This window comes from Streptomyces sp. NPDC037288 (assembly GCF_055603265.1).
Genome location: NZ_JBVJVY010000145.1, coordinates 1 through 4,254, shown reverse-complemented (window position 1 = coordinate 4,254; position 4,254 = coordinate 1). Strand labels below are relative to the sequence as shown.

The window sequence follows — 4,254 nt, the reverse complement described above, 5'->3', positions numbered from 1 at the left end:
GTCCTGACCCAGCTGCTGCGGCTGCGCTCGTACCCGTGCGTCGAGCGCAGGCTCGCGGCGGGCCAACTGGAGCTGCACGCCTGGTACTACGAGGTCCACACCGGCGCCGTCGGCGAGTACCGCGCCGATACCGATTCCTTCGAGGCGCTGTGAGGACCGGCATGTCAAAGTTTCCCCACCTTCGACAAGACTTCACCGCCTCGCTGGTGGTGTTCCTGGTTGCGCTCCCGCTGTGCGTGGGCGTTGCGCTCGCCTCCGGCGTGCCGGCCGAACTCGGCCTGGTGACCGGCATCGTGGGCGGCATCGTCACCGGACTGCTGCCCGGCAGCGTCCTGCAGGTGTCCGGCCCCGAGGCCGGGCTGGCCGTGCTCGTCTTCGGGACGGTGAAAGAGTTCGGGCTGCCCGCCCTGGGTGTGATCGTCCTGGCCGCCGGCTTGCTGCAGCTCGCCATGGGCGCGTTGCGGCTGGGCCGGTGGTTCCGAGCGGTATCCGTCTCCGTCGTCGAGGGTATGCTCGCCGGCCTCGGCCTGGTCATTGTGGTCGGTCAGCTGTACATGGCTGCCGGGCTGAAGGCCCCCGCCTCCGGCATCGACAAGATCGCCGGGCTGCCCGGGGCGGCCGCCGACGTGCTCCATAGCACCGAGGCGCTCGCCTCGCTCGCCATGGCCGTGGGCACAATCGCGGTCGTCGTGCTGTGGAAGAAACTGCCGAAGAAGGCTCAGGTTGTGCCGGGCTCGCTTGTCGCCGTGATCGTCGGTTCGCTGGCCACGCTGGCGCTCAGCCTGCCTGTGGCGACGGTGGAGGTGCACGGCCTGCTGGACTCTGTCCAGCTGCTGGGTCCCGACTCCTTCGCCACATTGGGGAACGCGGCCATCCTGGGCCCGATCGTCGCTTTCACCCTGATCGCCTCCGCCGCGAGCCTGTTCGGCGCCGCCGCGGTGGACCGTCTGCACGACGGGCCGCGCACCGACTACGACAAGGAGCTCATGGCACAGGGCGCGGGCAACGCCGTCTGCGGTTTGCTTGGCGCACTCCCGATGAACGCCGTCGTCGTTCGTAGCGCCGCAAACGCCCAGGCGGGCGCGAAGACCAAGGCGGCCCGGGTCATGCATGGCGTGTGGCTGCTGCTGTTCGCCGTCATGCTGCCCTCGGCACTGACACTGATCCCGCTTCCCGTGCTGGCCGGTATCCTGGTCCATTCAGGCTGGAAGCTGATCCCCTTCCGAGGCATCGTCTCCCTGTGGCGGACACATCGCGGCGAGGCGCTCATCCTCATCGCGACCGGCGTGGCGATCGTCACGATGAACATGTTCGAGGGCGTGCTCATCGGTCTTGCCCTGTCGGTCGTCAAGACCGCCTGGGAGGCCTCGCATGTGACGCTGGAGATCGTTGACAAGGGCGCCGGACCGATCCAGGCGCACTTGTCGGGCAACGCGACGTTCCTCCGGTTGCCGAAGATCCTCGACAGTCTGGAATCCCTGCCCCAGGACCGACCGGTCGAGGTGAACCTCTCCAGCCTCCACCACCTGGACCACGCCTGCCGTACCGCCCTGGAAAACTGGGCGGAGCGGCACAGGGCGGTCAGCACCGAGCCGGTCCGGGTGCTGTCAAGTTCCGGGGACAGCGAGCGTGTTGAAGCATGATGGGCGATGCTTGGTTGGCGGGTCGGGCCGCTGGCGGCGTGGGTGCGGCGCGCCCCCGATCTGTCACCAAAGAATGAGCTGAGCAGTCCTCTCGGTCCGGTAGCAGCTGATGGCGGGGGAGGGCGGCGATGAGGCCACTGCCGTGCCCCGTCGGTGGGAAACGAAAGGACCAGGACGTTCCCGTCCCTCCTAGCTAGGGGAAATCGGCGAGGGCGCACACATCGCGCACACGACCTTCAACGGAGGCCGGCTGGTTCTCGCGGCCGCCGGGATCGGTGCGATGAAACGATGCCTGCAACTTGCCTATCACTACGCCGACCAGCGGCAGGTGGCCACCGGCCGCCTTGCCGACAATGGTCTTACCCGGCAGGCCTTCGCCGACTGCACCGCATCCGTAACCGCGGTGCAGTGGCTCATCGACCACATCACCACACAGTTGGACCGCGGAGAGCAGCCCGCTGTCCTGCTGCCCTACACCGCAAAGATCCTCGGCTGTGAGCTGGCCTGGGAGGTGGTGGACCGCTGTGTGCAGCTGCTCGGCGCGCGCGGCTACCTGGACTCAAGCCTGGCCGGCAAATTCCTTCGCGACTACCGCATCCTCGCCTCTTCGAAGGATCCACGGAAACCCTCGCCGTGCATCTGGGATTGACGGCGCTGCGCGCGCCGCGCGCTTTCACTCAGCAGCTGGTCAAGCAGTTTGCCGGGGCTGATGCGGTTGCCGGTGCCATCGCCGACTTTTCCCGCATCGCGGCACAGAAACCCAACACAAGTCCGACAGGCACGCCCTGGCCGACGTCGTGGGGGGTGCCGCCTGCTGGATTGCCCTTACCGCCGTGGCGCACACAGCCGTAAAGGACTCGGAGACAGCTGTGTCCGGCTACACCCTCGCATGGTGCGAGTACAAGCTGGAAGAGTTCATGGCAGCCGCAACCCGGGGACGCCCCTCCGGCCTCGGCCAGCCCTCCGACAAAGACATCGCCGAGGAAGTCGGGAGCTATGAGACCACCACCATCAGCGCCCTGGACTGCCACCTGCCCGGCGAATACCGAGACCTTGACCCCCTGCTGAAGTGGCCACGCTGAAGATCTGCGGCTGCGCCCGGCCGGCACTGTCGTTGGGGAGCCAATCGAGTTCATGTCGCACTGTGTATGGCTGTACCTCCGCTTCCCAGGCAGCCCTACTGCAACGGACTGCGCCGGCGTCAGGCGCGCCCGGGCGATAGGCAGCAGGTAGGCGAGGTCTTCATCAAGATCAACCCGAGCGGAAGTACCTGTGGCGGGCAGTCGACCAGGATGAAGATCCTCAACCTCCTCATCCAGCGGAAGCGGAACGCGAAGGCCGCGACGAAGTTCTTCCGCAAGCTCCTCAAGGGGCTGGAGCATGTGCCTCGTATGATCGTCATGAACAAGCTCCGCTCCGTAAGTTGTTGGGTGGCCCGGGAGGGCCGGATGTGGCTGAAGCTTCGTTGCCGCTTGTGGCTCCGTAGGAGTGGCCGTCCGGCTCTCCGGGGCGCCCTGGCTGCTGATTGAGATCTGCGCGCCTTGTGCGGTCGCTGTTTACGGAGATGACAGCGGGGTGTTCCTCGGGCCGACGGCATGCTGTGCGGAACGAGGAGGGGCGAGTGAGTAAACGGCCTGGCTGTGTATGGTGCGGCATCGATGGGGGCAAGGGGCATCACTGGGCGACGGTGGTCGACGAGACCGGTACCACGGTGTGGTCGAAGAAGATCGAAAATGATGAGTCAGCCATCTTGACTGCGCTGGGCGAAATCCTCGGCCTGGCCGACGAAGTCCGCTGGGCGGTGGACATCTGTGGGACCCCCTGCGCGCTGCTGCTGGCGCTCCTTGCGGCTCACGGCCAGCAGGCCGTCTACGTACCTGGCCGCACCGTCAACCGGATGGCCGGCGCCTACCGGGGCGAAGCCAAGACCGATGCCCGCGACGCCTACGTGATCGCCGAAACCGCCCGCCAGCGTCAGGACTTGATCACCATCGACGTCCCCGCCCAGCTCGCCGCCGACCTGGCGCTGCTGACCGCGCACCGCTGCGATCTGGTCGCCGACCGGGTACGGCTGGTCAACCGACTGCGGGATGTGCTCACCGGCATCTTTCCGGCGCTGGAGCGGGCCTTCGACTACTCGGCCCACAAGGGCGCGCTGGTGCTGCTGACCGGCTGCCAGACCCCGGCGGCGATCCGCCGCCGCGGACGCACGGCTGACGGCCTGGCTGGCAACCGGGGTGTCCGCCAAGCCGACAGCGTGGCCGCCACGGCCCTGGAAGCCGCGCAGGCCCAGCAGACCGCACTGCCGCGTGTTCTACCTGTCCGCGCAGACCAGCATCATCCGCGAAGGCCCGAACCGGGACTTCTACCTCAAGAAGCGCGGCGAAGGACTCAAACACGTCCAGGCCATCATCGCCCTGGCCCGCCGACGAGCCAGCGTCCTGTGGGCACTTCTGCGTGACAACCGGCCCTTCACCTCCCTCCCGCCCGCCACGCAAGCAGCTTGACTTCGTCATTGAACCTCTTTCATCCTGTGCTGGAGGGTGAAATGGGCTGGTCAGCGGGGGTGGTGACGAGGCAGGGCCCCTCGTCGTTGGCGTGGTGATTCCAC

Annotated in this window: 4 protein-coding genes and 1 pseudogene; all 5 read left to right on the top strand. The window is 67.2% G+C overall.

Annotated elements, in window-relative coordinates; translation table 11 throughout:
* The coding region (locus tag ACZ7GZ_RS42435; RefSeq protein WP_471033132.1) for a carbonic anhydrase at positions 1-153 on the top strand (153 nt) is incomplete at its 5' end.
* A gap of 8 nt (positions 154-161) precedes the next feature.
* On the top strand, positions 162-1,643 hold the full coding sequence (locus ACZ7GZ_RS42430) for a SulP family inorganic anion transporter (RefSeq protein WP_471033130.1): 1,482 nt from the start codon (positions 162-164) through the stop codon (positions 1,641-1,643).
* A gap of 202 nt (positions 1,644-1,845) precedes the next feature.
* On the top strand, positions 1,846-2,292 hold the full coding sequence (locus tag ACZ7GZ_RS42425; RefSeq protein WP_471033128.1) for an acyl-CoA dehydrogenase family protein: 447 nt from the start codon (positions 1,846-1,848) through the stop codon (positions 2,290-2,292).
* A gap of 220 nt (positions 2,293-2,512) precedes the next feature.
* Positions 2,513-2,725, top strand: a complete 213-nt coding sequence (locus ACZ7GZ_RS42420; protein ID WP_471033126.1) for a hypothetical protein — start codon at positions 2,513-2,515, stop codon at positions 2,723-2,725.
* Between the two features lie 539 nt (positions 2,726-3,264).
* Positions 3,265-4,150, top strand: a pseudogene (locus tag ACZ7GZ_RS42415) (IS110 family transposase).
* Positions 4,151-4,254: the final 104 nt, after the last annotated feature.

Bases quoted from the DNA above. Each gene is read 5' to 3' on its own strand.
- ACZ7GZ_RS42430 (WP_471033130.1), top strand. From the start codon at position 162: ATGTCAAAGTTTCCCCACCTTCGACAAGACTTCACCGCCTCGCTGGTG.